Source organism: Nonomuraea sp. MTCD27, from assembly GCF_041950495.1.
In the GTDB taxonomy this organism is placed as follows: domain Bacteria; phylum Actinomycetota; class Actinomycetes; order Streptosporangiales; family Streptosporangiaceae; genus Nonomuraea.
Window position 1 is genome coordinate 209,127 of the sequence record NZ_JBGNUW010000011.1, and the last position, 26,824, is coordinate 235,950.

A 26,824-nucleotide genomic window follows, 5' to 3' on the forward strand; every position below is an offset into this window, starting at 1 on the left:
GCGACGCCGCTCGTGGCGGGGAGCGTGCGCTCAGCGCATGACGAAGCGCCCGCGCAGGGAGGTGTCGAAGGAGGTGCCGACGCTGACCTGGTGGACGCCCCTGGCGGTGGTCCATCTGCCGGTGCCGGTGTTCCAGTACTGCAGCAGATGCAGGTCCTCGAGGTCGGCCGCGCTGAGGGTCAGCCGGACGGTACGGGACTCGCCCGGCCGCAGGGTGACCTTCTCCCAGCCGAGCAGGCGCTTGGACGGCTCGTTCGCGCTGGGCGGCAGCTCGACGTAGACCTGTGCCGTCTCGGTGCCCGCCCGCCTGCCGGTGTTGGTGAGGCGGAAGCTCACCCGCAGGTCCCGGTGCGCGGTGACGCGGAGCCGGTCGTAGGCGAAGGTGGTGTAGGTGAGCCCGTGGCCGAACGGGAACAGAGGCTCGATGTCCTGGGCCGCGTACCAGCGGTAGCCGACCCGCAGGCCCTCCCCGTACTCGACCTGCCGCGGCTCGGTGTTGCCGGGCGGGCGGACGACCGAGCCGTCGGAGAACGTGCCGGGGTAGCGGCGCGGGTCGCCCGCCGTCGGCAGGTCGGCCTCGGACCTCGGGAAGGAGTGCGTGAGCTTTCCGCTGGGCGCCGTGTCGCCCCACAGCAGCGACGCGATCGCCGGGCCCATCTCCTCACCCGCGTACCAGACCTCGAGCACGCTCCTCACTGAGCCGATCCACGGCATGAGCACGGGCCCGCCAGTCTGGAGCACCACCACGGTGCGGGGGTTGGCGGCGGTCACGGCGGCGATCAGGGCGTCGCCGCCGGCGTCCAGGGAGATGTTCGGGCGGTCGGCGAACTCGCCCTCCCGGTAGTGGCCGAACACGACGGCCACGTCGGCGGCGGCCGCCGTGGCCGCGGCGGCGGCCAGGTCGGTGCCGTCGGCGTAGCTGACCGTGGCGCCGCCGGCCTGGGCACGCGCGGTGATGGCGTCGAGCGGGGCCTTGGCCGTGCAGGGGATGTTCGGCGCGGTGTGCAGGCACACGCTGGAGGCGTCGATGTCGCCGGTGGCCGGGGTGTTGGCGGCGGTCGGGCCGATGACGGCGATCTTCCTGACCGACCGCGACAGCGGCAGGGCGCCGTCGTTCTTGAGCAGGACCGAGCCCTGCTCGGCCAGCCTGCGGGCCAGCGCCTGGCTCTGCGGGGTGGAGACGTCGGCGTCGGGGGCGCTCAGCCGGGGCACGTCGAACAGGCCGGAGGCGATGTGCGCGCGCACGATCCGGTACGCCGCCGCGTCCACGTCGGCCTCGCTGAGCCGGCCCTGGGCGATCTGCTCCTTGATCGCCATCGGCGTCCAGTAGCGCCAGGCGTTCAGCTCCTGGTCCAGGCCCGCCTTCAGCGACGGCGGGTCGTCGGTCAGGTAGTGCCGGGCCCCGAAGTCGGACACCACCCAGCCGTCGAACCCGATCTCCCGCTTGAGGATCTGCCCGAGCAACTGCTGGGAGCCGCACGCCCAGTCGTGGTTGACCTGGTTGTAGGAGCACATGACGGAGCCGACGTCGCCGCGGTCTATCGCGATCTCGTACGGGAGGGTGTAGATCTCCCGCAGCGTGCGCCCGTCCACGTTGGAGGAGCTGTTGTTGCGGTCGGTCTCCTGCTCGTTGGCCACGAAGTGCTTGAGCTGCGCCTGCACTGGCTCGGCGTCGTTCGCGCCGACGCCCCTGCTGTACGCGCCGGCCATGAGGCCGGACAGGACCGGGTCCTCGCCGAGGTACTCCGACGTGCGCCCGCTGCGCGGGTCGCGTCCGCCGGCGATGCCGGGGCCGAGCAGCACGTTGCGCTGCTTGCGCCAGGCCTCGTGCCCCATCGCGACGCCCTTCTCGTACGCCAGCGCCCGGTCCCACGAGGAGGAGAGCGACACGTTGGCCGGGAAGACGGTCACCCCGGCGCCCGCGCCGGCGATCGCGGAGGGCGCGTCGGTGTACTGGATCGCCGGGGTGCAGGGCACCTGCGGCGGCATGGTGAAGGTGACGGGCACGAACTCGCCGGGCGGCAGCTCGCGCGGCGCGGCGGTGGTGAACGTGGTGCGCGCCGGGTCGTTGGCCGAGTGCTCGTCGAGCCAGCGCAGCTTCTGGTCGAGGGTGGAGGCGGCGAGCAGCGCGCGGGCCCGCCGCTCCGGGGACTTGGACCTGTCCATCCACGGCACGCCGGCGCAGTCGTCGCGGACGCCCGCCGCTCCGGTGCCCGTGGCGATCAGCTGCACTCCCGGGGCCAGGACTGTCAGGGCGGCGACGACCAGGGCGACACGGCGGCCAGGGGCTGAGCGCGGTAATTTCACGGTGGTGCCTTCCGGCTGTGAGGGGTTTCCGCCAAGCCAAATCCTGCGTCCCGGCCGGGCACGCAGCTAGGCCGGAGTGCGCCAGAGCTAGCACGAAATGCACCTCTCGCCGCCCGCCGCCACAGGCGGGTGGCTACCGGGTCGCGGGCGGCGCCGTGGAGCGGCGGGGCACGAGGGTCGGGGTGACGGAGAAGCGCACCGCGGAGGTGCGCCCGCCGATGCGTTCGAGCAGCAGCCGGCCGGCGGTCTTGCCCATGATGGCGCCGTCCTGGTCGACGCTGGTCAGCGCGACGTGCGCGAGGCCGGTCATCCGGGCGTTGTCGTAGCCGGCCACGGAGATGTCCCCGGGCACGGCCAGGCCGGCCTCGTGCACGGCCGCCAGGGCGCCGAACGCGGCCTGGTCGGCGCCGGCGAAGATGGCGGTGGGGCGCGGGTCACGCGCCAGCAGCTCGCGCGCCCCCTCGTAGCCGCCCTCCTCGGTGTAGGAGGTGGCGGCGACGGCGATGTGACCGGCCAGGCCGTGCTCGGTCATCACCCGTTCGTAGGTCGCGGCCCGGATGGTCTGCAGCAGGGCGGCGGAGCGGCCGCCGATGGTGTCCTTCTGCGTGATGTGCGCGATGCGGCGGTGCCCGAGCGCGATGAGGTGCTCGACGACCAGCTCGGCTCCGACCTCGTCGTCGTCGAGCACGCAGTCGTACAGCGCCGAGCGGTCGTGGCGGCCGAGCACCACGGTGGGGGTGTCGGTGGCCATCTTCTCCAGCTGCGCCTTGGGACAGGCGGGGGCGACCCAGAGGACGCCGTCCACCTGCCGGTCCACCAGCGCGTCGCTCGCGCGGCGCTCCGCAGCGGGGTCGCGGCCGCCGCTCTGGACCATGATCGCCTGGTAGCCGCTGGCGGAGATCTCCTCGGTCAGGCCGTCGAGGATGTCGGCGAAGAACGGGTTGCGGATGTGCGGCAGCAGCACGCCGATGGTGAAGGTGCGCCCGCGCATGGCCCGGGCCGCGTTGTGCGGGCGGTAGCCGAGCTCGTCGATGGCGGCCTGCACCTTGGCCCGCATCGCCTCGCTGACGCCGTAGGCGTTGCGCAGCACCTTCGACACCGCGGTGGTGGAGACCTGGGCGTGCTGGGCCACATCGGTGATCGTCACTCTGCGCTGCCGGTCTCGTGTGACCATGTGCCGCCTTCCTGAACGCGACGCCGCCCGATTGTACGAGCCCCGCCGCATCGTACGCGATGGGTAACGTTACCCAGCAGATCCCGCATCCTTGCCCGGATGCCCCTCCTGACGAGAATCACGATTGGGGACCGTTCCCCAATCGTCCTCTTGACGCTCTGCCGTGTAACGCCTACGTTAACTCGCATCGGGGGACGCTTAAAACGTTTCAACGAACCCGGAGGGGCGTTGTGAAGACCTCGCACCGCATGACTGGAGCGGCCCTGGCCGTTCTCGCGATGGCGGCCCTGACCTCGTGCGGCTCGGGCTCTGGCGCCGGCTCGGAGCCCGCCGCCGACGGCTCGGCCACCCTGAAGTTCCTCGTCGACAACAGCCCCGGGACGACCGGCACGGCCAAAGCGCTCGCGGACGCCTTCATGCAGGCCAATCCCAAGATCAAGATCGAGACCGAGACCCGCCCGGGAGGCAGCGAGGGCGACAACATCGTCAAGACCCGGCTCTCGACGGGCGACATGTCGGATGTGTTCTGGTACAACTCCGGCTCGCTGCTCCAGGCGCTCAACCCGGCGCAGACCATGGTCGACCTGACCGGCGACCCGGTGCTGGCCAACGTGCAGAAGGACTTCCTGCCGGTGGTGAGCCAGGACGGCAAGGTGTACGGCGTCCCGGCGGGCACCCTGACCGGCGGCGGCATCCTCTACAACCGCAAGATCTACGAGCAGCTCAAGCTGGAGGTGCCGAAGACCTGGGCCGAGTTCATGGCCAACAACGACAAGATCAAGGCGGCCGGGATCACCCCCGTGATCACGACGTTCAAGGACACCTGGACCTCGCAGCTGTTCGTGCTGGGCGACTACTACAACGTCCAGGCGGCGGTGCCGACCTTCGCGCAGGACTACACGGCCAACAAGGTCAAGTTCGCGTCCACGCCCGCGGCGAAGGCCGGGTTCGACCACCTGGCCGAGGTGCACGCCAAGGGCTACCTCAACGAGGGCTTCGGCTCGGCCACCAACGACCAGGGCGTCAAGATGCTGGCCGAGGGCAAGGGCGCGCACTACGCGATGCTCAGCTCCGCCCTGCCGCCGGTGATCGCCACGCTGCCGCAGGCGGCCACCGACGTGGGCTTCTTCGGCATCCCGGGCACCGACGCGGCCAAGAACGGCGCCACGGTCTGGGAGCCCCCGGGCATCTACATCGCCAAGACCACCCAGAACCTGGAGGCGGCCAAGAAGTTCCTCGCCTTCATCGCCTCGCCGGCCTCGGCCGAGGCGGTCAACAAGGTCGTGCCGCCGACGGGGCCGTACCGGATCCAGGGGGCCAAGCTGCCCGAGGACGCCATCCAGGCCGCCAAGGACCTGCAGGCCTACGTGGACAGCGGCACCACCGCCCCCGCGCTGGAGTTCGTCTCCCCGGTCAAGGGCCCGTCCCTTGAGCAGATCACCGTCGCCGTCGGCTCGGGACTGACGCCGCCCGCAGAGGGGGCCGCCCAGTACGACAAGGACGTGGAGAAGCAGGCCAAGCAGCTGGGGCTCGCAGGGTGGTGACGAAGCAGGACACCGGGCCCCGCACGGGGCCCGGCCCGGCTGCCGCGCCGGGTCACGCCCGCGCCTCCCGCCGCCGGCGCAACGCGGCCTACCCCTACTGGCTGTACCTGCCGGCCGCCGTCGTCTACCTGGTCATCTTCCTGGTGCCGACGGCCATGGCCTTCTACTTCGCGCTCACCCGCTGGACGTTGTTCGACAGCACCTTCGTCGGTCTGGAGAACTTCCGCGACTTCCTGGCCGAGCAGAACCTGCGCATCGGCTTCGTCAACACGCTCGTCTACGCGGTCGTCACCAGCGGCCTGAAGGTCGTGCTCGGCCTGCTGCTCGGCGTGCTGCTCACCTCCCGGCTGCGGCTGCGCGGCTTCCTGCGCTCGGTGGTGTTCTTCCCCGTGCTGGTCTCGACGGTGGCGGTCGGCATCACCTTCAGCATGCTGCTCAAGCCGGACACCGGCCTGGTCAACCAGGCCCTCGGGCTGGTCGGCATCGACGGGCGCGACTGGCTGGGCGACGCTTCGACCGCGCTGCTGTCGGTGGCGCTGGTGGACGTGTGGAAGGGCGTGGGCCTGGCCACCGTCATCTACATCGCCGGCATCATGTCGATCCCGTCGGAGTATTACCAGGCCGTCGCCGTGGACGGGGGCAGCGCCTGGCACCGGTTCCGGCACGTGACGCTGCCGCTGTCGTGGCCGGCCACGTACTCGGTGATCATCCTGTCGTTCATCGGCGGGCTGCGCTCGTTCGACCTGATCTGGACGATGACCCGCGGCGGGCCCGGCTTCACCAGCGACACCATCGCCTCGATCATCTACAAGCAGTACCAGGCGGGCTTCTTCGGCCTGTCCACCGCCGGGAACGTGCTGCTGTTCCTCATCGTCACGGCCATCGCCGTGCCGCTCAACTACTTCCTCGGCAGGAGGCAGGTCACCGCATGAGAGCACTCCGCAGGCTCAGCGCGGAAGCGGTCGCCCTGGTCCTGGCCACCGTGATCTTCCTGGTCCCGTTCGCGCTCATGCTGCTGACCGCCGTCAAGGACCAGACCCAGGCCACCGACCTCGACTTCGCCTGGCCCACGAACTGGCCGATCGTCGAGAACTTCATGGCCGTGATCGAGGCCCGCGACTACGTGCTGCTGCGCGCCTATGTCAACAGCACCATCATCACCGTCGCCTCCGTGGCGCTGATCGTCGTCTTCGCCGCGATGGCCGCGTTCGTGCTGCAGCGCCGTCCCGGCAAGGTCGCCAAGCTGGCCGACTTCCTCGTGCTGTCCGGGCTGATCATCCCGCCCGCGGTGGTGCCGACCATCTGGCTGCTGCAGGCGCTCGGGCTGTTCAAGACGCTGCCGGGGCTGATCCTGGCCGAGGTGGCCTTCAACCTGTCGTTCGCGATGCTGCTGTTCCGGGCGTTCATCGCCGCCATCCCCCGCGAATTGGACGAGGCCGCCCAGATCGACGGCTGTGGCGGGCTGCGGCTGTTCTTCCGGGTGATCTTCCCGCTGCTGCGGCCGGTGACCATCACGGTCATCCTCACCAGCTCGGTGCAGATCTTCAACGACTTCGTCAACCCGCTCTACCTGCTGCCCGGTGACGAGAACGCCACCGTGCAGGTCACCCTCTACAACTTCCAGAGCCAGTACAACACCCAGTGGAACCTGCTGTTCATGGACATCGTCCTGATCACGATCCCGCCCCTGGTGCTGTTCATCTTCTTCAACCGCAAGATCGTCGCCGGGATGACCGCCGGCGCCATCAAGGGCTAAGGAGCGCCTTGCTTAACGTCAGCACGCCCACCTTCGAACACCATCGCGAGCCCCTCGGCATCGGCGAACCCGCACCCCGCCTGTCCTGGACCGTCACCGCCGACACCCCCGGCTGGCGGCAGCAGGCGTACGAGATCGAGCTCGGCGACGGCACCACGACCGGCCGCGTCGACTCGGCGGAGTCGGTGCTCGTGCCCTGGCCGGGCGCGCCGCTCGGGTCGCGCGAGCGGCGCGGCGCGCGGGTGCGCGTGCACGGCGCCGACGGCTCGGTCAGCGACTGGAGCCCCTGGTCCTACGTGGAGGCCGGCCTGCTGGACCCGGCCGACTGGCAGGCGGCCGCCGCCGCGCCGCCGCTGGAGCTGCTCGGCGTGCCCGACGGCCCGGCGCTGCTGCTGCGCCGCGACTTCAGCGCCCGCGCCGCCGTCGAGCGGGCCCGCCTGTACGTCACCGCGCACGGCCTGTACGAGATCGAGCTCAACGGCCGGGTGGTCGGCGACGACGTGCTCGCCCCCGGCTGGAGCAGCTACGCCCACCGACTGCGCTACCGCACCCACGACGTCACCGAGCTGCTGCGCGAGGGCGGCAACACCCTCGGCGCCACCCTGGCCGACGGCTGGTACCGCGGCCGCATCGGCTTCCTCGGCGGCAAGACCGACCTCTACGGCGACCGCACCGCGCTCATCGCCCAGCTGGAGATCACCTACGCCGACGGCAGCACCGACGTCGTGACCACCGACGGCGACGGGTGGCGCTGCGCGCCCGGCCCGGTCACCGCCACCAGCCTGTACGACGGCGAGAGGCACGACGCCCGGCTGCTCCCGTCCGGCTGGTCCGAGCCCGGCTTCGACGACTCCTCCTGGCTGCCCGCCGACGCGCTCCCCCACGACGCCGCCCGGCTCGTCGCGCCCACCGGCCCGCCGGTGCGCCGCACCAGGACGCTGAGCCCGGTCGAGGTCCTGACCGGCCCGGACGGGGAGACGATCCTCGACTTCGGCCAGAACATCGCCGGCCGCCTGCGCATCCGCGTGCAGGGCCCCGCCGGGCACACCATCACGCTGCGGCACGCCGAGGTCCTGGAGAACGGCGCGCTCGCCATCCGGCCCCTGCGTCAGGCGGCCGCGCTCGACACCTACACGCTGCGCGGCGACGCCGAGCCCGAGGAGTGGGAGCCGCGCTTCACCACCCACGGCTTCCGCTACGCCCAGATCGACGGCTGGCCCGGCGAGCTGGACCCGGCCTCCGACGTCGTGGCCGTGGTCTGCCACACCGACATGCGGCCCATCGGCGACTTCGAGTGCTCCGACCCGCTGCTCAACCGGCTGCACGACAACGTCCGCTGGAGCATGCGCGGCAACTACGTCGACCTGCCCACCGACTGCCCCCAGCGCGACGAACGCCTCGGCTGGACCGGCGACATCCAGGTCTTCGCCCCGGCCGCCGCCTTCCTCTACGACTGCGCGGGACCGCTGACGTCCTGGCTCGCCGACCTGGCCGCCGAACAGGCCGAGGTGGGCACCGTGCCGCACTACGTACCGTGGGTGCCGCTGGCCTTCGACGTCTCGCCCACCGCCGCCTGGGGCGACGCCGCCGTACTCGTCCCCTGGGTGCTCTACCAGCGCACCGGCGACCTCGGCCTGCTCCGCACCCAGTACGCCAGCATGACCGCCTGGGTGGACCAGGTCACCTCCCTCACCGGCGCCGACCACCTGTGGGACGAGGGCTTCCAGTTCGGCGACTGGCTGGACCCCGCCGCGCCCCCGGACAACCCCGGCAAGGCGCGTACCGACCACGCCCTCGTCGCCACCGCCTACCACGCCTGGACCGCCCGCGTCGTGGCCGACACGGCGGCGCTGCTCGGCCACTCCGGCGACGCCACCCGCTACGCCGAACTGGCCTCCGAGGTGCGGGCGGCCTTCCGCCGCGAGTTCGTCACCCCGTCCGGACGGCTGGCCTGCGACACCCAGACCGCCTACGCCCTCGCCCTCTGCCTGGACCTGCTCGACGGCCCCGGCCAGCGCGAGCGAGCCGGCCGCCGCCTGGTCGAGCTGGTCGCCGCCGACGACCACCGCATCGGCACCGGCTTCGTCGGCACCCCGCTCATCTGCGACGCCCTCTGCTCCGTCGGCGCCTACGACACCGCCTACCAGCTCCTGACCCAGCGCAACTGCCCGTCCTGGCTGTACCCGGTGACCATGGGCGCCACCACCATCTGGGAACGCTGGGACAGCATGCTCCCCGACGGCACGGTCAACCCCGGCGAGATGACCTCCTTCAACCACTACGCCCTCGGCGCCGTAGCCGACTTCCTGCACCGCACCGTCGCCGGCCTCGCCCCGGACGAGCCCGGCTACCGCCGGCTGCGCATCGCCCCCCGCCCCGGCGGCGGCCTCACCCACGCCTCGGCCCGCCTCGACACCCCCTACGGGCCGGCGGCGGTCTCCTGGAACACGGACGGCACGACACTCACCGTCACCGCCACCGTGCCGCCGGGCACCTCGGCGCTGGTGGACCTGCCGCAGGCCGAGCCGCGGGAGGTGGGCGCGGGAACCCACGAGTTCACCACCCGCCTGTAAGAAGAAGCGATCCCGTCCGGCCGCCCCCGGGCCGGACGGGGATCTCATGGACAAGGACATCCGATCAATTCCCCTTCTGACGCCCTCGCGAAGGGGATCATGACGGGCACCCAGGTCTCCGAAGACATCGGATGCCCCCTCTTGTTACGTCCGGGTTTCGGTGCTATCTCCTTGGATCAACACTCCTGTGATCGGAGGAATCGTGCCTCACCCCCCACGGCGGCGCTTCGGCCCCGGCCTGATCGCCGCGCTCATGCTCGCCACCGGGCTGTCCGCCCCCGCGTCCGCGGCTCCCGCCGCCGCCGAGACACCCGATGACTTGACGCTCTGGTACGACAAGCCCGCCACCGACTGGGAGACCCAGGCGCTGCCCATCGGCAACGGCCCCCTGGGCGCGATGGTGTTCGGTGGCGTGGCGTCGGAGCGGCTCCAGTTCAACGAGAAGACCTTGTGGACCGGTGGCCCGGGGTCGCCGGGCTACGACTTCGGCAACTGGAGGACGCCGCGCCCGGGGGCCATCGAGGAGGTGCGGCAGCGGATCGACCGCGACGGCAGGATGACGCCGGAGGCGGTGGCGGCCAAGCTGGGGCAGCCCAAGACCGGTTTCGGCGCGTACCAGACGTTCGGCGACCTGTTCCTGGACTTCCCGGACGCGCCCCAGAGCCCCACCGGCTACCGGCGCGAGCTGAGCCTGCGCGAGGCCGTCGCCCGGGTCGGCTACACCGCCGGCGACGTCCGCCACACGCGCGAGTTCTTCGCGAGCAACCCCGGCAACGTGATCGTCGGCCGGCTCTCCGCCGACCAGGGCGGGAAGGTGTCGTTCACGCTGCGGCACACCTCGCCGCGCGACGACAAGACGGTCACCGCCTCCGGCGGGCGGCTCACCATCCGCGGGCAGCTCGGCGACAACAGGATGCGCTTCGAGGCGCAGGTGCAGGTGGTCGCCCAGGGCGGCACCAGGACCGACGACGGAGACAGGATCACCGTCACCGGCGCCGACAGCGCCGTGCTCGTGCTGTCGGCCGGCACCGACTACGCCGGCACCTACCCCGCCTACCGGGGCGAGGACCCGCACGCCAAGGTCACCGCCGCCGTCGACACGGCCGCCGCGAAGGGCTACGACGAGCTGCGGCGGGCGCACGTCGCCGACTACCGCGAGCTGTTCGACCGGGTCGAGCTGGACCTCGGCCAGCGGGCGCCGCAGGTCCCCACCGACCAGCTGCGCAGGAACTACGCCGGCGGCGCCGCGGCCGACGACCGGGCGCTCGAGGCCCTGTTCTTCGCCTACGGCCGCTACCTGCTCATCTCCTCCTCCCGCGAGAACGACGTGCTCCCGGCCAACCTGCAGGGCGTGTGGAACCACTCCACCAGCCCGCCCTGGTCGGCCGACTACCACGTCAACATCAACCTGCAGATGAACTACTGGCTCGCCGAGCAGACCAACCTGCACGAGACGACCACCCCGTACGACCGCTACATCTCCGCGCTGGTGGCGCCCGGCCGCAAGACCGCCCAGGACATGTACGGCGCCCGCGGCTGGGTGGTCAACAACGAGACCAACCCGTTCGGCTTCACCGGCGTGCACGACTGGGCCAGCTCCTTCTGGTTCCCCGAGGCCGCCGCCTGGACCACCCAGCACCTGTACGACACCTACCGCTTCACCGGCGACACCGCCTACCTGCGCGACACCGCGTACCCGGTGATCAAGGGCGCGGCCGAGTTCTGGCTGGACTTCCTGCACACCGATCCCCGCGACGGCCGGCTCGTCGTCTCCCCCAGCTACTCCCCCGAGCACGGCGACTTCTCCGCCGGCGCGTCGATGTCCCAGCAGATCGTCCGCGAGGTGCTCGGCAACGCCCTGGCCGCGGCCGGGAAGCTGAACGTGGACGCCGGTTTCCAGGCCGAGGTGCGCGCGGCCCTGGCCAGGCTCGACCCCGGCCTGCGGATCGGCTCCTGGGGCCAGCTCCAGGAGTGGAAGGGCGACTGGGACTCCCCGACCGACACCCACCGGCACGTCTCCCACCTGTACGCCCTGCACCCCGGCAACCAGATCGCCCCGGGCAGCCCGGAGGCGGAGGCGGCGAAGATCTCGCTCACCGCGCGCGGCGACGGCGGCACCGGCTGGTCCAAGGCCTGGAAGATCAACTTCTGGGCGCGGCTGCTGGACGGCGACCACGCCCACAAGATGCTCGCCGAACAGCTCAAGTCCTCCACCCTGGACAACCTGTGGGACACCCACCCGCCGTTCCAGATCGACGGCAACTTCGGCGCCACCTCCGGCATCGCCGAGATGCTCGTGCAGAGCCAGCACGACGTGGTGCACGTGCTGCCCGCCCTGCCGTCCGCGTGGCGCGACGGATCGGTGACCGGGCTGCGCGCCCGAGGCGACGTCACCGTGGACGCCACCTGGAAGAACGGCGCCCCCGACACCGTCACCGTGCGCCCCGGCAGGACCGGCCCGATCAAGGTCAGGTCGACGTTCCTCGCCGGCCGCTACCGGGTCCACGACGAGCAGGGGCACGAGGTCGGGCCGCATCGCGACGGCGACACGCTGAGCTGGAACGCCCGGGCCGGCAAGACGTACACCATCCAGAACGAGGCCGCCGTCGCCCTGAACGTGCCCGCCGGGGCCGTGCCGGGGACGCCGTTCCAGGCGGAGGTCGCGGTCACCGCCACCCGGCGCCGCTCGGTGCCCGCCTCCGACGTGACGCTCACCGTGCCCCGGGGCTGGACCGTCGAGCCGGCCACCCGCCACCTCGCGGCCGTCGCGCCCGGCCTGACCCGCACCGCCTCCTTCACCGTCACCCCGGGACCGTCCGACGGCACCCGCCGGGCCGCGCTCGCCGCCGCGGTGACCGGCGACTCGTGGAAGGGCGCGGCCGGCGCCGTGCTCACCCTGGACCCGTGCGCCCCGCCGGCCCCGGGCTCGGTCCTGGTCGCCTGGGACCCGAAGGAGGGCGGCACGGTCACCGACGCCTCCGGCAACGGCCGCGACGCCACCGTCACGGGCGGCGCCCCCGCCTACGACACCACCGCCCCGACCGGCAGCGGCCTCGTCCTGGACGGCAACACCTACCTCGACACCGCCCCCACCACGCTCGGGTTCGTCCAGGAGGCCACCTTCGCCGCCGAGGTCAAGATCGGCGGTAGCGGCTACCGCCGGCTGTTCGACTCCCAGCCGTCCGGCGACCCCGGCACCGACGGCGTCCTCATCGACCTCACCCCCGGCAACACGCTGCGCCTCATCGGCGCCGGCACGAACGTGACCGTCAACACCACCCTGCCCACCGGCCGCTGGATCGACCTGGTCGTCACCCTCGACCGCACCGGCGCCATCACCGTCTACGTGGACGGCGAACGCAAGGCGACCGGCCAGGCCACCTCCGACGGCATCACCGGCTGCACCTCCCGCCCGCTGCGCTTCGGCGCCGACCAGGGCGGCGGCCAGCGGCTGACCGGCGCCGTGGACCGCGCCGCCATCCTCGCCCGCGCCCTCACCGCCGAGGAGGTGAAGAACTGGCGCGAGCTGTCCTTCTGATCACGACCGAGGAGGGGCGGGACCCGCGGTCCCGCCCGTCAGGCGCTGTGCGTGCGCCGCAGGCGGTCGCTCAACGGTGGCGGGAGGGTCAGCCGGCGGGGGCGGTCGGGGCGGCCAGGCGGGTGTCGGACTCGGTGAGGATGCGTTCGATCGGGGCGCAGGCGTCGCAGGTCCACAGCCGTACGGTGCCGTCCCCGTGGGCGGTGGCCAGCCGTACGGCGCCGTCCCCGTGCGCGGCGGGCGGGCGGAAGGCGACGGCTTCGACGGTGGCGGCGAACCCGGTGACGGTCAGGGGCGTGCCCGGGCGGCCGTCGTGCCAGAGGCGCAGGGTGTCGTCGTGTCCGCTCGTCGCCACCCAGCGGCCGTCCGGGGCGAAGGCCGCCTGCCAGACCGCGCCCTGGTGCCCGCGCAGTTCGAGCGGGGTGCCGCGGGCGGCGACGTCCCAGACGCGGACGGTGGCGTCGCTGCCCACACTGGCCAGGCGGCGGCTGTCCGCGCTGAAGGTCACCGCCCACACCATGCCCTCGTGCCCGCGCAGCTCCGCCGGGGCGCCGTAGGTGGCGGTGGCGTACAGGCGGACCAGGCCGTCGAGGCCGGAGGTGGCCACGTACCGGCCGTCGGGGCTCCAGGCGACGTAGCGCAGCATCTCGGAGCTGACCTTGATCACGCGCGGCGGGCCCGTGCCGTCGACGGGCCAGATGCGCAGGGTTCCGTCGTTGCTGATGCTGGCCACGTGCCGACCGTCGGGGGCGAACGCCACGGCGCCGACCGGCTGGTCGTGCCCGCGCAGCACGCGGGGCCGGGCCGCGCCGGTGGTGTCCCAGATCCGTACGGTGGTGTCGCCGCTCCCGCTGGCCAGCAGCCGCCCGCCCGGACCGAAGGCCAGGCCGTACACCTGGCCGGTGTGGCCGCGCAGCACTGTCGGGCGAACCCTGCCCGAGACGTCCCAGAGACGCACGGCGTGGTCGGCGCCGCCGCTCGCCAGCTTCGTCCCGTCGGGCGACAGGGCCAGGTTCCACACCTCACCGCGGTGGCCGCGCAGGATGGCGGGCTCGCCCATGCCGGCGGCGTCCCAGACGCGGACGGTGCCGTCGTCGCCGACGCTGACCAGGTGGCGCCCGTCCGCGCTGAACTCGGCGTTCCAGACGACCCGGTCGTGGCCGCGCAGCACCAGCGGGTCGCCGCCGCCGGCCGTGCCGAAGACGCGGATCGAGCCGTCGTCACCGGCGGCGGCCAGGCGGTGCCCGTCGCGGCTGAACGCCACTCCCTCGACGCTGCCCTCGTGGCCCCGGAGCACGACGGGCTCGGCGTCGCGGTCGTCCATCGCCCAGATGCGGGCGGTGCCGTCGATGCCGGCGCTGGCCAGCCTGGTCCCGTCGGGGGTGAAGGCCATGCGTTTGATCATGGACGCGTGCCCCTTCAGCACGACCGGGTGGGCGCGGTCCTCCAGGTCCCAGACGCGGATCAGCTGGTCCGCGCCGCCGGTGGCCACGTGCCGCCCGTCGGGGTCGAAGGCCACACCGCCGGCCACGCCCCGGTGGGCCTTGACGACCACGGGGTCGGCGCGGCCGGTCAGGTCCCATAGCCGCAGGGTGCCGTCGTCGCCGATGGAGGCCAGGCGCCGGCCGTCGGGGCCGAAGGCGGCGCCCCACACGGGGCCCTTGTGCCCGCGCAGCACGAGCGGGGCCGCGCGGCCCGCCAGGTCCCACACCCGTACGGTGCCGTCGAGGCCGGTGGTCGCCAGGCGGCGGCCGTCGGGGCTGAACACCGGGCTCCACGCCTCCCCCTCGTGCCCGCGCAGCACGGCCGGCGGCCGCTCGGACAGGCCGCCAGGCCCCCAGTCCCACACGCGGGCGAGGCCGTCGGCGGTCGTGACGGCGAGCCGGTCGCCACCGGGCGCGAAGGCCACGCCGAGGGTGCGCCCGAAGCCCGGCCGGGTGACGATCAGCCGGTCGTCGATCAGCGCCTGCCGCAGCGCCGTCTCCGCCTCCACCGTGGGCCACACCGAGTGGGCCTGCCTGGCCAGGCGTAACCCGCGCTCGGGGTTGAGCGCCAGCTCGGCCTGGGCCTCGGCGGCGAGCTGGCGGGACACGGCGACGTCCCGATGGTCGGCGGCCTGCCTGGCCTGCGTCATGGCGACGGCGGCCAGGGCGCTGACCACGAGCACCACGACGAGCAACCCGCTCGTCAGCAGCCGCGCCCGCCTGCGGCGCCGCCCGCGGGCGGCCGATTCGCCGCGGTGAGAGGCGTCGAGGAAGGCACGCTCGAGGGCGTTGAACCGATCGCCCGAGCGGCCGTCCCAGGCGCTCAGGCGCGCCCCGCGGTAGAGGAACGCGTCGTCGCGGCCGTGCTGGTCCCACTCGGCGGCGGCCTCGGTCAGGCGACGGTGCGCCAGGAGCAGCCCGCGGTCCTCCTCCAGCCAGCCGCGCAGCCGCGGCCAGCCACGGATCAGCGCCTCGTGGGCGATCGTCACGGTGTCCTCGTCCACCGTGACCAGGCGGGCCGCGACCAGCTCGGCCAGGATGCGCGCCGTGCTCTCGCCCTCCGCCAGCTCGGTGCGCGCGGCGCGGCGGCGGGTGTCCTCGGTCCCCTGGCCGGGCACGATCAGGCGCGACAGCAGGTGCCGTACGAGCTCGCGCTCGCCCGGCGGGAGGGAGGTGTACACCCGCTCCGCGGTCTGGGCCACGGCGCCGTGCACCCCGCCGGTCGCCCGGTACGCCGCGACCGTCAGCGTGCCGCCGCGCCGCCGCCGCCAGGTCTCCAGCAGCGCGTGCGAGATCAGCGACAGCGCCCCCGGCTGGCCCCGCGACTCGTCCACGACGAGCTCCACCAGCTCGCGTTCCACCTTCAGCCCGGCGCGCTCGGCCGGGACCCTGACGACCTGGCGCATCCCGTCCTCGTCCATCGGGCCGATGAGCACCTGGGCGTCCCGCAGCGCGGCCACCAGATCGGCGTAGGCGGCGCAGTGGCCGTAGAAGTCGGCGCGCATGGCGATGACGACGCGGGCGGCGGGCTCGGTGGCGGCGGCGAGGAGGGCGGCGACGAACGGGGCCCGCTCGTCCTCGTCCTCGCACAGGGTGAAGACCTCCTCGAACTGGTCGACGACCACCAGCATGCGACCGCCCCCGCCACCCCTGGCGAGCACCTGGGCGATCGCGGTGCGCACGGACGACGGGTCGGCGCGCAGCGCGTCGTACACGGACGTGGCGGCCACGTCCGCGGCGTTGGCCAGGTGAACGGCCAGCTCCCGCAGCGGCAGCTCCCCCGGTGTCAGGAACGCGACCGGCCAGGCCCTGCCGTCCGGCCCGTGGTCGGCCCGCAGCGCCGGCAGCAGGCCGGCGCGGAGCAACGACGACTTCCCGACGCCCGAAGGCCCGAACACCGCCAGGAACGACGTGCGGCGCAACGTGTCGCACAGCTCCCGCACCGTGCTCTCGCGCCCGACGAACAGCTTCGCGTCGTCCGCCTCATACGTCCGCAGCCCCAGGTACGGCGCCCCCTCCGGCCCGTCCTGCTCGACCGGCTCCTTGAGCTGCTCCTCCAGCGCCCGCCAGCGCTCCTCCCATTCCGCGCGGTCACCTCCGCAGGCCTCCACATAGGCCAGCGTGACCGCGAGGCTGGGCAGAACGGCACCGCCCGCCGCCTCGGCGAGGGCCGTGACAGAGAAATGCGCGCGCTTCGCGAGCTCGCGATAACTGGGTTTTCCCGCCTCGATCCGCAACTTCCTGAGCTCTGTGGCGAATCGGTGCAGCGGGTCCTTCTCCGGGTTCAGGTCGCGCTCAGGCCGCCCCATGCGGGACACCCTATCCCCGGGTCACGGCCCGGGGATCTGCGCCCGCGAAGTTGTTTGTTCAGGAAATCCGGCGCCGCTGAACAACCGGGTGCGGTGCTAAAACCGATGGGGCGAGCTCCGGGCCCTTTCGCGTGACACGACCCCTCCGACTCGATCACCGGAGAAATCATGACGTCGCATGTCTCTGCTCATCGCTCGCGGCGAACGGGCCGGCACCATCACCGATGCCCTGGACGGATTCGCCGGATCGCCGCGCCGAATCCGCGCGGGGGCGACGGATGACGGCGATCCGGGTGGTGTTCGACGCGGACGAGCACCCGGACGAGGGCGAGCGCTTCTCCCGCTTCCAGGACGCGATGGCGAAGCTGCCGGTGCCGGTGGGCGTCTCCGGTGAGCCGCGGACCGACTTCTGGGCGCGCGTCCGGGTGGGCGACCTCGGGGCGGTGACCGTGACGTCGCTGGCGACGCGGACCGGCACGCCGTACCGGATCGAGCGCACGCCGGCCCACATCCGCCGCGGCGACCCGGGGGCGTACCAGCTGATCCTGCACAGGAGCGGGCGGCCGCGGGCGGGCACGCCCGCGGTGCCCGGCCCCTCGCACCTGGCGCTGTACGACACGTCGCAGCCGTTCCGGCGGGAGCCGGGCGGCGGGCCCGCCGGCTGCGTGATGATGACCTTCTCCCGCGGGCTGCTGCCCGTCCCGGCCCAGGTGGTGCGGCCGGTGGTGGGGGTCCCGCTCGGCACGGCGGCGGGGGTCGGGGCGCTGGTGGCGGAAGGGGTCGGGCGGATCGGGGACGACCTCGACCGCAACCGGCCGGGGACCGCGCACCGGCTGTCGGGGCTGGTCGTGGACCTGCTGGCGACGCTGGTGGCGCACGAGCTGGCGGCGCGGCCGCCGGCCAGGTCGAAGGAGACCCTGCTGCTGCAGATCCAGTCGTTCATCCTCCGGCATCTCGGCGACCCCACGCTGTCACCGCGGAGCATCGCCGCGGCCAACCACATCTCCATCCGTTCCCTGCACCGGCTCTTCAGCGGCCACGGGCACAGCGTCTGCGACTGGATCCGCGACCAGCGGCTGGAGCGGTGCCGCCGGGACCTGGGCGACCCTCTGCTGGCCGGGCATCCGGTGCACGCCATCGCGGCCCGCTGGGGCCTGGACAATCCCGCGCACTTCAGCCAGTTGTTCCGGTCGACGTACAAGGTGAATCCCACCGCCTATCGCACCCGCGCATTGCGGCCGTCATAACGCGCTCGCGATCTCCGTGGCCGTGCGCGCCGGGCCACGAAGGCGGCGAACCCCGGCACGGCCGGCCCCCCTCGCGCTGCCCCCAGGTCGCTACATACAATGAATTACTACATCGACTGCATCGACTTGGAAGGGGCTGGCATGGGGAGTCTGGACGGGCGCGTCGTCCTCATCACCGGAGCGGGGCGCGGCATCGGGCGGGAGGAGGCGCTGTTCTTCGCCGCCGAGGGCGCCCAGGTCGTCGTCAACGACCCCGGCGTCGCCATCGACGGCACGGGCGGTGACGCCGGCGTGGCCGCGGAGGTCGTCGAGGAGATCACCGCGCGCGGCGGGCAGGCGGTCGCCAACACCGACAGCGTCGCCGACTGGGACGGGGCCCGCCGCATGGTGGAAACGGCCCTGGAGTCCTTCGGCGACCTGCACGCGGTGGTCAACAACGCCACCATCGAACGTAACCAGGGCCTGGCCGACCTGCCGGAGGAGGACTTCGACGCCGTCCTGGCCGTCAAGCTGAAGGGCACGTTCGCGGTCACGCGCTGGGCGGCCCGCCACTGGCGCGAGCGGCACCGGGCCGGGATCCGCATCGACCGGGCCGTGGTCAACACCTCCTCCGGCTCCGGGCTGCTCAACCCGCTGCCCACGCAGGCCTCCTACGCGGCGGGCAACGCCGGGGTCGCGGCGCTCACCACCGTGGCCGCCCTCGAGCTCGGCCGCTACGGCGTACGCGTCAACTGCGTCTCGCCCTCGATGGCCCGCACCCGCCTCACCCGGACGGTCCCCGGCATGGGCCAGGAGCCGCCGGCGGGCCGGTTCGACCCGCTGGACCCGGCCGCCTGCGCGCCCGTCGCCGCCTACCTGGCCGGCCCGGCCTGCCCGCTCACCGGCCAGGTGCTGTCGGTGCGGGGCGGGACCGTCGCGGTCAACCAGGGCTGGTCCCTCGGCGGGCACATCCACCGGGACGGGCTGTGGAGTGTCGAGGAGCTGGCCGAGCAGGTGCGGGAACTGCCGGTGGACGACCCGTACGACAAGCTCGCCCAGGCCCTGACCGGCGCCCTCGGCACCGTCGGGCGCGACCGGCTCCAGGAGATGATCGACGCCCTGCTGGACCAGGCGGCCCCGTCCGGCACGGCCACCGCCTGACCCGCCCGGCACGCCGGCCGCGGCTCCGGTGACCCTGCGCTTCCGGTCAGCGCAGGGTCACCGGACCGAGGGGGGTGTCGATGACGGCGCGCAGCGCAGGCTCGGGGCCTGGTGAGACGTCGAGCCGCAGGTCGAGTGCGGCCAGGTCGCGCCGCAGCGCGTCCGGCTCGGGGTGTACGGCGGAGAAGGAGATCAGGCTCACCAGGGGCAGGTCGGCGGAGGCGGCGGGGTGGGGGGTGCCGCCCCAGTCGATGAGGAACGGCACCGGCCGCACCGCCGCCGGGTCCTCGCGCCGGGTGAGCCGCCACTCCAGCAGCGCCCCCGCCGGGGTACGCCGGGACAGCGGCCGCACGTCGCCCGGGTCGTGGCCTCGCTCGCGCGCCTGACGTACCGACTTGTCGATGTCGTCGGGGCGCACGGCCCAGGCCGCGAGCCGCGGCGCGGTCAGGTTCTCCAGGCCGAACGCCCGCGGCCGCGCGGACGCCTCCGGGTCGGGGCCGATGATCTCCAGGTAGGCGGTGGGCCCGAAGCGGACGAGGTGGTTGGCGGTGCCCCCGGGATGGCTGCCGCCGGGCACGGGGCGGACCCCGGTGCGCTCGGTGAACGCGGCGACCCCGGCGGCGAGGTCGGGCACCGCGTAGACGAGGTGGTCGAGCTGTGGCCCGGTCACTCGTCCGCCTCCCGGGTGGGCTCGCCGAGCGACAGCATGAGGCGGTTGGCCCAGTTGAAGAACGCGGCGGCGTGGATGGCGTCGCTGACGGCCAGGTCGTCCAGCCCGGCGGCGCGCAGCGCGGCGATGTGCTCGGGCCGCAGCTCGGCCGGGGTCGCGGCGAGCGCCACCGAGGCGTCGATGACCGCCCGCCACGTGCCCTCCTGCGCCGCGTCCACGCCCTCGTCCAGCAGGCGTTGGACGTCGGCGGGCCGCTTGGCGTGATGGGCGGCGAAGCGCGCGTGCACGGAGGCGCAGAACACGCACCCGTTGCGGCGCGAGGTCGCGGTCGCGGCCAGCTCGCGCTCGGCGCGGGGCAGCCCGCCGTCGGCGTTGTGGAAGATGTCGAGGTCGGTCTGCGTGCGGGCGTGCAGGACGTCCGGGTCGCGGGCCAGCAGCCGGAAGTACGGGGACGCGGCGCGCGCCTTGTCGACCAGCGCCTCCCGGTGCTCGTCGGTGAGTTCGTCGGGGGTCAGCGGCGCGAGCCAGGGCTGCCAGCCGAGCTGGTCCTGGGTGAATCCGGTCATGAGGCAGAGCCCTCCCGCAGCAGCCGCAGCCCGGCCACCACGCGTATCTGGAAGGTGAGGAAGGCGACGAGCTGCGACAGCGTCACGATGCCGGTGGCGCTCCAGCCCGCCCGGGCCAGCGCGTCCAGGGAGCGCGCGCTCGACTCGCGCGGCCGGAACACCAGCAGGTGGGCGTGCTCGAACGCGGCGGCGAGCCGGACGCCCAGGTCCGCGGGGTTCCGCGGCCGGTAGCGCAGGCCCTCGTCGCTCTCCCTCGCCAGCGGGCCGTCCCCGGGGTAGACGCCGTACGGGCCGGTGGTGGTGCCCGCCTCGACCTCGGCCTGCACCGCCTTGAGCAGGCCGGGTGCGAGCTCGGCCAGCCGGTCGGCGTAGAAGGAGGCGGTCCGGGCGTCCAGGTGCAGCCCGGCCACGAAGGCCGCGATCGCGTCCCGCTCGACGAGCGTCACCTCGCGGTCGTCGTCGGGGGTGAAGAGCGCGTCGAAGCCGCGCTGGGCGTGCTCGCGGGCGCCGGGCCGGCGGGCGCGCAGCCGGTCGAGCGGGGAGCCGGGTGATATCCCGGCGAGGTGGTCGATGACATCGTTGATCATTTCGTGCTCAATTCTGTGGAGGGGAGCCAGCCGAGCGCGGGGGCTACCTCGGTCGCCAGCAGCTCGATCGAGCGGAGGATGAGCGGGTGCGGCGGGTCCACCGAGTGCACCTGGAAGACCAGGTCGGTGACCCGTTCGAGGGTCGGGTCGGCCCGCAGGCTCTCCACGACGTCGTCGGGGGTGCCGAGGTGCACGTCGAAGGCGGCGATGCGGCCGTCGAGATCGCTGCCGGGCAGCTCGAACGGCAGCCTGCCGCGGCCGAGGCCCCGCTCGGCGCAGCGCAGCGCCTCGGCCCGGCTGTCGGCCACGAACGCGGTCCGCGAGGCCACGACGCGCGGCGCGACACCGGGCGGCAGGCTCTCGTAGTAGGCGTCCACGATCGGCCGCTGGAGGTCGGCCAGGGTCGCCTGCGGGTGCTCGGCGGGCCGCGGCTGGGTGCGCGACAGCATCAGCCCGTTGCCGGCCCGGCCCGCGCGGGCGCCACCGGAGGCCGAGAACGTGGCCTCCCAGACGGCGCCGGCCAGCCTGGGCGCGGGCGGGTAGAGCCGGTTGCCGCCCCCGAGGTCCTCCCCCGACCAGGCCCGCAGCAGTACCGCCAGGTGCCGGGCGTACAGGTCGGCGCGGCCGGTGCTGTCGTGGCCGAACGGCGGGAACGACGACGGCGTCCCACCGCTGCCCACGCCCACCTCCAGCCGGCCACCGGCCAGCAGGTCCAGCACGGCGGTGTCCTCGGCCACCCGCAGCGGCTGCTCCAGCGGCAGCGTGATGATGCCGGTGCCGAGCCGGATGCGGGTGGTCCGCGCGGCGACGTGGGCCAGGAACACCAGCGGCGCGGGCAGCCCGCCCTCCTCGCCGTCGAAGTGGTGCTGCGCCACCCACGCGCTGTCGAAACCGAGCGCCTCGGCGTGCTCGATCTGCTCAGCGGCGAGCCGGTAGCGCTCCCCCGGCGGCACGTCGTCGAGGAGCCGGGTGAAGAAGCCCAGCCTGATGGCAGGCCTCATCGCACCCGCTCCGGGATCGCGGCCAGCAGCTCGCGGGTGTAGTCGTGCCGCGGCTCGGTGAAGACCTGCCGGGTGGTTCCGGTTTCACGATGCGTCCTTCGCTCATGACGGAGACGGTGTGCGAGATCTGGCGTACGACGGCCAGGTCGTGCGAGATGAACAGGTACGTGAGCCCCAGGTCGCGCTGGAGCCGCTGGAGCAGGTCGAGGATCTGCGCCTGCACGGTGACGTCGAGGGCCGAGACCGCCTCGTCCAGCACGATCACCTCGGGATCGGCGGCCAGGGCGCGGGCGATGGCCACCCGCTGCCGCTGCCCGCCGGACAGCTCGCGGGGGCGGCGGGTGAGCACGTCGCCCGGCAGCGCCACCCGTTCTAGCAGGTCGGCGACCCGGGCGCGGCGGGCGGCCCGGTCGCCCGGCGCGAAGTTGCGCAGCGGCTCCCCCACGATCTCCCCGATGGACTGGCGCGGGTCGAGCGACCCGTACGGGTTCTGGTAGACGAGTTGCACGTGGCGGCGGAAGCGGCGGCCGTCCGGTGCCCCGGCGATGCTGACCGTTCCCGATGTGGGCGTGGCGAACCGCACCACCATCCGCGCGGTGGTGGTCTTGCCCGAGCCGGACTCGCCCACCAGCGCGTGGGTGGTGCCGCGCGCCACCTCGAAGGAGACCCCGTCGACGGCCCGGAAGGGGCGCCGCCCGACGCGGAACTCCTTGACCAGGTCGCGCACCACGATCGCCGGTTCGGCGGCGGGCGGGTCCAGGAACGGGCGCGCGGACAGCGCGGGCGCGTCGTTCAGCAGCCGCCTGGTGTAGCCGGCCTCGGGGGCGGCCAGCACGGTGGCGGTCGGCCCCTGCTCCACGATGCGGCCGTCCTTCATCACCACCAGGCGGTCCGACCGGCTCGCGGCCACGCCGAGGTCGTGGGTGACCAGCAGCAGGGCGGTGCCGTACTCGGCGCGCAGGTCGTCGACGAGGTCCAGGATGCGCCGCTGCACGGTGACGTCGAGGGCGCTGGTGGGCTCGTCGGCGATGACGAGCTGGGGGCGCAGCGCGATCGCGATGGCGATGAGCACGCGCTGGCGCATGCCGCCCGACAGCTCGTGCGGGTACTGGCGGGCCCGGGTCTCGGGGTCGGGCAGGCCGACGCGGGCCAGCAGGTCGAGCACGCGGTGGCGGATCGAGCGGCGGTCGCCGCGGCCATGGATGCGCAGCACCTCGCCGATCTGGGCGCCGACGGTCTTGACCGGGTCCAGGGAGTTCGCGGGGTCCTGCGGCACCAGGCCGATCCGGGTGCCGCGGACGGACCGCAGGCGGCGCGCGGACCAGCCGGCCAGGTCGGCCTCCCCGAACAGGATCCGGCCCGCGTCCAGGGTGGCGTTGCCGGGCAGCAGGCCGATGATCGCGTGTGCGGTGGTGGATTTCCCGGAGCCGGACTCCCCCACCACGGCCACGGCCTCGCCCGGCTCGATCGCGAAGGACACGCCGTCCACCGCGCGCCGGCCGTCGTAGGAGACCGCCAGGTCGCGGACGTCCAGCAGGCTCATGCCCGCTCCTTTCCGATCGAGCGGCTGATGCGGCCGGCGGCCAGCACCACGGCGACCACCACCGCGCCGGGCAGCGTGGTCAGCCACCACGACGTGGCCAGGTAGTTGCGCCCCTCGGAGATCAGCAGACCCCACTCCGGGGTGGGCGGTTCGGCGCCGTAGCCGAGGAAGCCGAGCGTCGAGATGGCCAGGATGGCCGCGCCGAACTGCAGGGCGGCCAGCGCGATGACGGGGCCGAGCGAGTTCGGCAGCACGTGCCGCCACAACACCGCGGGGAACCTGCCGCCGCTGCCGAAGGCGGCCTCCACGTAGTCGGTACGGCGGACGCGTACCACCTCGGCGCGGGACAGCCGGGCGAACGCGGCCACGGAGCCGATGCCGACGGCGATGGCCACGTTCACCGTGCCCGGACCGAGCAGGATGATCACGGTCAGGGCCAGGAGCAGGCCGGGCACCGACAGCAGCACGTCCACGACGCGCATCACCACCGCGTCGGCCACGCCACCGGCCGCCCCGGCCAGCAGTCCGAGCAGCGTGCCCAGCACGAGCCCCACCGCCACCGCCACGAGCGCGCCCGTCAGCGAGTGCACCGAGCCGTGCACCACCCGCGCGAACAGGTCGCGCCCCACGGCGTCCGTGCCGAACAGGTGCTGCCCGCTCGGCGCCCGCAGCTTCTCGGCCGGTACGCCGGCGATCGGGTCGTAGCCGGTGAACACGCCGGGCACCACCGCCCAGAGCAGTACGAGCCCGATCACCAGCCAGGCGAGAACCAGCCCCTTCCTCACGACGCCGCCCTCAGCCTCGGGTCGAGGATCGGGAACAGCACGTCCACGACCAGGTTGACCAGCACGAACACGGCCGCGGCGAGCACGACGACGGCGAGCATCACCGGCGTGTCCTGCGCGTTCACGGCCTGCTCGGTGAGCCGGCCGAGGCCGGCCCGGCCGAAGACGGTCTCGGTCACGACCGAGCCCGCGATCAGCTCGCCGAGCATCAGGCCGGCCACGGTCAGCGTCGGCAGCACGGCGTTGCGGGCCACGTGCCGCCACAGGACCCACCACCGCGTCGCGCCCTTGGCCTCGACGACCGGCACGAACGGCTGCGCGTACACCTGGTCGATGCCGCGGGCGAGCACCTGGGCGATGGGCGCCGAGATCGGCACGGCCAGCGTCAGCACCGGCAGGACGAGCTGCTGCAGCTCGCTGCCGCCGATCACCGGCACCAGCCCGAGCCGGAACGAGAAGACCTGGATCAGCAGGATGCCCAGCCAGAACGCCGGAACCGAGATGAACAGCGACGGCACCGACAGCAGCGCGCCGCGCAACCACGAGTTCGCGCCGTAGCCCGCCGCGAACGCGATCACCACGGCGATCAGCACCGCGAGCGCGAACGCGGCCGAGGCCAGCCGGGCCGTCTCGGGCAGCGCCTCGGCCAGCCGCTCGACGACGGGGGTGCCGGTGTCGATCGAGTAGCCGAAGCCGCCGGTCAGGAAGCCGAGCAGGGTGCGGACGTAGTCGGCGAACGGCGAGTCGCCCGCGTAGTAGGCGCGGATCTCGGCGATCTGCTGCGGTGACAGGCCCAGCTCGGGGTTCTGGAACTTGATCAGGATGGAGTCGCCGGGCAGGAGTTGCAGGAGCACGTAGCTCGCCGTGAAGGCGGCCCACAGCACGAGCGCCGCCTGCCCGGCCCGCGACAGGAGGTATCGCGTCACTGCTGGGACTTCCAGGTCGAGTAGAACCACGGCCGGGCGACCGCCTCGAAGGCCACGCCCTTGACGTGCGGCGCGGCGCCGTACACCTGGGGCTCCTCGAACAGGGGAATGGCGTAGCCCTGCTCGATCACGTACCGCTGGATCTCGGCGACCTTGGCGTTGCGCTCGGCCACGTCGGGCTCGGCGGACTCCTCCTCCAGCAGCCGGTCCAGCCGGCCGTCGTCGGAGAGGATGACGTCGCGGTTCTCGCTGTGGAAGTGGCTCTTGATCACGTCCTGGTCGGCGCGGCCCACCATGCCGTGCTGGATGGCGGTCTTCTCGGCGTCCTTGATGTCCACGGCCTGGGTGCCGGCGTCGGCGGGGCGGATCTCCAGCTGCACGCCGAGCTTGGTCCACTGCTGGGCGACGAGTTCGAGGGTCTGCTTCGACAGCGGTTGCGGGCCGGAGACGAACACGCCGAGCCGCAGCCGCCTGCCGTCCTTGGCGCGGATCCCGTCGGCGCCGCGCGTCCAGCCCGCCTGGTCGAGCAGCGCGTTGGCCTGGCCGGGGTCGTAGGCGAGCTCCTTGGACAGATCCACGTAGCCCTGGGCGAGGTGGCTGAGCACGGAGGTGGCGACCGGGTAGCTCTCGGTGAAGAGGGTCTCGACGACCTCCTTGGCGTCGGTGCCCAGCCGCAGCGCCCGGCGGACGTCGGGGTCCTTGAGCAGGCTGTTGCCCGGCCGCAGGTAGAGGCCGTTGTTCACGCCCCTGGTGGGCTCGGCGTAGATCTGGAAGCCGGCGTCCTTGACGGTCTTCTCGTCGTACGCCTGGACGTAGCGCACCATGTCGGCCTGGCCGGAGGTGAGCGCGCCGACGCGCACGTTGTCCTCGGGCGTCACGATGATCTTGATCTCGTCGAGGTACGCGCGGCCCTGGTGCTTCGACGACGGCGGCGCCCAGTTGTAGTCCTTCCGGGCGACCAGGTCGACCTCCTTGTCGAGGATCTGGTTCTTCAGCGTGAAGGGGCCGGAGCCGACGATGTTCTCGAGCCGGCACTGCTGCTCGTACGGGAGGGAGACGGTCTTCTTCGACACCAGGCCGGCGCCGATGACCGACGTGCCCTGCAGGAAGCCGGACGAGGGCTTGTCGAAGTGGAACTTCACCGTCCTGGCGTCGACGACCTCGCTGCGCTCGTAGTTGTTGACGAACTCCGCGACGGGCAGCTTGAGCTTCGGGTCGCCCAGGCCGTACACGTCGAAGTTGGCCGCCACGGCGGAGGCGTCGAGCGGGCTGCCGTCGCTGAAGGTGACGCCGTCGCGCAGGTGGAAGGTGTATTCGGTGGCGTCGGCGCTGACCTCCCACTTGGTGGCGATCCACGGCTCGATCTCGAGCGTCTCCGGGTTCTGCCAGGTCAGCTTGTCGGTGATCTGGTTGAGGATGCCGCCGTTGGGATAGAACCCGGCCGCGGGCAGGTAGAGGCAGGTCGGCGGCTGATGCTCCAGGTAGGTCAGCGTGCCGCCGTACACGGGCTCGCCACTGCCCGGCGCGGATCCGGCAGCGCCCCCGCCCCCGCCGCCCCCGCCGCCACAGGCGCCGAGGAGGCCCACGAGGGTGAGCGTGACGGCGATCGACAGCGGTCTGGATGGAGACATGGGGGTACTGCCCTTCATGAACGATGTTGACCCTAAAGCCACT

Annotated in this window: 18 protein-coding genes; 7 read left to right on the plus strand and 11 right to left on the minus strand. The window is 73.1% G+C overall.

The window, feature by feature from the left end:
• Positions 1 to 30: 30 nt before the first annotated feature.
• Both ACBJ59_RS30725 and ACBJ59_RS30730 read right to left on the minus strand, forming a co-directional pair.
• A complete protein-coding gene (locus tag ACBJ59_RS30725) occupies positions 31 to 2,307 on the minus strand; it encodes a beta-glucosidase (protein ID WP_375113692.1) in 2,277 nt (758 codons plus the stop codon).
• A gap of 133 nt (positions 2,308 to 2,440) precedes the next feature.
• The gene (locus ACBJ59_RS30730) at positions 2,441 to 3,481 is read right to left on the minus strand and encodes a LacI family DNA-binding transcriptional regulator (RefSeq protein ID WP_364130771.1); all 1,041 of its coding nucleotides are present in this window, start codon (positions 3,479 to 3,481) and stop codon (positions 2,441 to 2,443) included.
• Positions 3,482 to 3,711: 230 nt separating this feature from the next.
• Here ACBJ59_RS30730 and ACBJ59_RS30735 point away from each other — a divergent pair, with 230 nt between their 5' ends.
• From ACBJ59_RS30735 to ACBJ59_RS30755, 5 genes are all read left to right on the plus strand, one after another.
• Positions 3,712 to 5,025, plus strand: coding sequence for an ABC transporter substrate-binding protein (locus ACBJ59_RS30735; RefSeq protein ID WP_375113693.1), 1,314 nt, complete (start codon positions 3,712 to 3,714; stop codon positions 5,023 to 5,025).
• Positions 5,022 to 5,957: a carbohydrate ABC transporter permease gene (locus ACBJ59_RS30740; protein ID WP_375113694.1), complete on the plus strand. Its 936-nt coding sequence runs from the start codon at positions 5,022 to 5,024 to the stop codon at positions 5,955 to 5,957. The genes ACBJ59_RS30735 and ACBJ59_RS30740 overlap by 4 nt, the downstream gene beginning before the upstream one ends.
• On the plus strand, positions 5,954 to 6,781 hold the full coding sequence (locus ACBJ59_RS30745) for a carbohydrate ABC transporter permease (protein WP_375113695.1): 828 nt from the start codon (positions 5,954 to 5,956) through the stop codon (positions 6,779 to 6,781). The genes ACBJ59_RS30740 and ACBJ59_RS30745 overlap by 4 nt, the downstream gene beginning before the upstream one ends.
• Positions 6,782 to 6,789: 8 nt before the next feature.
• Positions 6,790 to 9,354, plus strand: coding sequence for a family 78 glycoside hydrolase catalytic domain (locus ACBJ59_RS30750; RefSeq protein ID WP_375113696.1), 2,565 nt, complete (start codon positions 6,790 to 6,792; stop codon positions 9,352 to 9,354).
• A gap of 202 nt (positions 9,355 to 9,556) precedes the next feature.
• Positions 9,557 to 12,892: a glycoside hydrolase N-terminal domain-containing protein gene (locus ACBJ59_RS30755; protein ID WP_375113697.1), complete on the plus strand. Its 3,336-nt coding sequence runs from the start codon at positions 9,557 to 9,559 to the stop codon at positions 12,890 to 12,892.
• Positions 12,893 to 12,980: 88 nt separating this feature from the next.
• Here ACBJ59_RS30755 and ACBJ59_RS30760 read toward each other — a convergent pair whose 3' ends face one another.
• Positions 12,981 to 16,685 (minus strand): hypothetical protein, encoded by a 3,705-nt coding sequence (locus tag ACBJ59_RS30760; protein WP_375113698.1) that lies wholly within the window; start codon positions 16,683 to 16,685, stop codon positions 12,981 to 12,983.
• A 278-nt stretch (positions 16,686 to 16,963) separates the two neighbouring features.
• On the opposite strand from ACBJ59_RS30760, the gene ACBJ59_RS30765 reads away from it, so the two are divergent.
• Complete coding sequence (locus tag ACBJ59_RS30765) at positions 16,964 to 17,932, plus strand: helix-turn-helix domain-containing protein (RefSeq protein ID WP_375113699.1); 969 nt, start codon at positions 16,964 to 16,966, stop codon at positions 17,930 to 17,932.
• Positions 17,933 to 18,073: 141 nt separating this feature from the next.
• Positions 18,074 to 19,072 (plus strand): SDR family NAD(P)-dependent oxidoreductase, encoded by a 999-nt coding sequence (locus ACBJ59_RS30770; protein ID WP_375113700.1) that lies wholly within the window; start codon positions 18,074 to 18,076, stop codon positions 19,070 to 19,072.
• Positions 19,073 to 19,118: 46 nt separating this feature from the next.
• Here ACBJ59_RS30770 and ACBJ59_RS30775 read toward each other — a convergent pair whose 3' ends face one another.
• From ACBJ59_RS30775 to ACBJ59_RS30810, 8 genes are read right to left on the minus strand one after another with little or no spacing between them, the layout of a single operon-like run.
• On the minus strand, positions 19,119 to 19,742 hold the full coding sequence (locus tag ACBJ59_RS30775; RefSeq protein WP_375113701.1) for a VOC family protein: 624 nt from the start codon (positions 19,740 to 19,742) through the stop codon (positions 19,119 to 19,121).
• Entirely contained in the window at positions 19,739 to 20,308 is a 570-nt protein-coding gene (locus ACBJ59_RS30780; protein ID WP_375113702.1) for an alkylhydroperoxidase domain protein, read from the minus strand. Before ACBJ59_RS30780 ends, ACBJ59_RS30775 begins: the two co-directional genes overlap by 4 nt.
• Positions 20,305 to 20,895 carry a CMD domain protein gene (locus ACBJ59_RS30785; protein WP_375113703.1) on the minus strand — a complete coding sequence of 197 codons (591 nt, stop codon included), beginning with the start codon at positions 20,893 to 20,895 and terminating at the stop codon, positions 20,305 to 20,307. Before ACBJ59_RS30785 ends, ACBJ59_RS30780 begins: the two co-directional genes overlap by 4 nt.
• Positions 20,892 to 21,896 (minus strand): putative FMN-dependent luciferase-like monooxygenase, encoded by a 1,005-nt coding sequence (locus ACBJ59_RS30790; protein WP_375113704.1) that lies wholly within the window; start codon positions 21,894 to 21,896, stop codon positions 20,892 to 20,894. Before ACBJ59_RS30790 ends, ACBJ59_RS30785 begins: the two co-directional genes overlap by 4 nt.
• Entirely contained in the window at positions 21,814 to 23,439 is a 1,626-nt protein-coding gene (locus ACBJ59_RS30795) for a dipeptide ABC transporter ATP-binding protein (RefSeq protein ID WP_375113705.1), read from the minus strand. Before ACBJ59_RS30795 ends, ACBJ59_RS30790 begins: the two co-directional genes overlap by 83 nt.
• Positions 23,436 to 24,224 (minus strand): ABC transporter permease, encoded by a 789-nt coding sequence (locus ACBJ59_RS30800; RefSeq protein WP_375113706.1) that lies wholly within the window; start codon positions 24,222 to 24,224, stop codon positions 23,436 to 23,438. Before ACBJ59_RS30800 ends, ACBJ59_RS30795 begins: the two co-directional genes overlap by 4 nt.
• Positions 24,221 to 25,150, minus strand: a complete 930-nt coding sequence (locus ACBJ59_RS30805; protein WP_375113707.1) for an ABC transporter permease — start codon at positions 25,148 to 25,150, stop codon at positions 24,221 to 24,223. The genes ACBJ59_RS30800 and ACBJ59_RS30805 overlap by 4 nt, the downstream gene beginning before the upstream one ends.
• On the minus strand, positions 25,147 to 26,781 hold the full coding sequence (locus ACBJ59_RS30810; RefSeq protein WP_375113708.1) for a TIGR04028 family ABC transporter substrate-binding protein: 1,635 nt from the start codon (positions 26,779 to 26,781) through the stop codon (positions 25,147 to 25,149). Before ACBJ59_RS30810 ends, ACBJ59_RS30805 begins: the two co-directional genes overlap by 4 nt.
• Between the last annotated feature and the right edge of the window lie 43 nt (positions 26,782 to 26,824).

What these genes read in the sequence shown, in the direction of transcription:
- ACBJ59_RS30795 (WP_375113705.1), bottom strand. Translation starts at nt 23,439, where the DNA reads ATGAGCCTGCTGGACGTCCGCGACCTGGCGGTCTCCTACGACGGCCGG.
- ACBJ59_RS30760 (WP_375113698.1), bottom strand. Translation starts at nt 16,685, where the DNA reads ATGGGGCGGCCTGAGCGCGACCTGAACCCGGAGAAGGACCCGCTGCAC.
- ACBJ59_RS30730 (WP_364130771.1), bottom strand. Translation starts at nt 3,481, where the DNA reads ATGGTCACACGAGACCGGCAGCGCAGAGTGACGATCACCGATGTGGCC.
- ACBJ59_RS30810 (WP_375113708.1), bottom strand. Translation starts at nt 26,781, where the DNA reads ATGTCTCCATCCAGACCGCTGTCGATCGCCGTCACGCTCACCCTCGTG.
- ACBJ59_RS30770 (WP_375113700.1), top strand. Translation starts at nt 18,074, where the DNA reads ATGGGGAGTCTGGACGGGCGCGTCGTCCTCATCACCGGAGCGGGGCGC.
- ACBJ59_RS30790 (WP_375113704.1), bottom strand. Translation starts at nt 21,896, where the DNA reads ATGAGGCCTGCCATCAGGCTGGGCTTCTTCACCCGGCTCCTCGACGAC.
- ACBJ59_RS30745 (WP_375113695.1), top strand. Translation starts at nt 5,954, where the DNA reads ATGAGAGCACTCCGCAGGCTCAGCGCGGAAGCGGTCGCCCTGGTCCTG.
- ACBJ59_RS30765 (WP_375113699.1), top strand. Translation starts at nt 16,964, where the DNA reads ATGACGGCGATCCGGGTGGTGTTCGACGCGGACGAGCACCCGGACGAG.
- ACBJ59_RS30785 (WP_375113703.1), bottom strand. Translation starts at nt 20,895, where the DNA reads ATGATCAACGATGTCATCGACCACCTCGCCGGGATATCACCCGGCTCC.
- ACBJ59_RS30780 (WP_375113702.1), bottom strand. Translation starts at nt 20,308, where the DNA reads ATGACCGGATTCACCCAGGACCAGCTCGGCTGGCAGCCCTGGCTCGCG.